Origin of the sequence: Candidatus Dedyshia acidiphila (genome assembly GCF_051025295.1) — a bacterium.
In the GTDB taxonomy this organism is placed as follows: Bacteria; Acidobacteriota; Terriglobia; order Terriglobales; family Acidobacteriaceae; genus KBS-83.
Map to the genome: position 1 here is coordinate 1 of NZ_JBMGJV010000152.1, position 252 is coordinate 252.

Here is a 252-nt window from a genome sequence, read left to right on the forward strand (position 1 = left end):
ACAGGATCGATTTCGTCGGAATGCAGCCCCAGTGCAGGCATGTGCCGCCCAGCTTCGGCTCCCGCTCAATCAGCGCCGTCTTCAATCCGTACTGTCCGGCGCGGATGGCTGCCGTGTAACCGGCGGGGCCCCCGCCGATGATCGCTATGTCGTAGATAATCTCTGCCAATCGTCACTCCCTGCCGGCCTGAACGCCTACCCGGGCCAAACACTCCATTCTACGCGTGTGCAACACTATCGCGGTGCGTCCCC

General features: G+C 62.7%; 1 protein-coding gene. It reads right to left on the reverse strand.

Annotated features, from left to right (window positions below; translation table 11 throughout):
• A partial coding sequence (locus AC5IJH_RS18475; RefSeq protein WP_491904286.1) for an FAD-dependent oxidoreductase occupies window positions 1-169 on the reverse strand: 169 nt, incomplete at its 3' end.
• Between the last annotated feature and the right edge of the window lie 83 nt (window positions 170-252).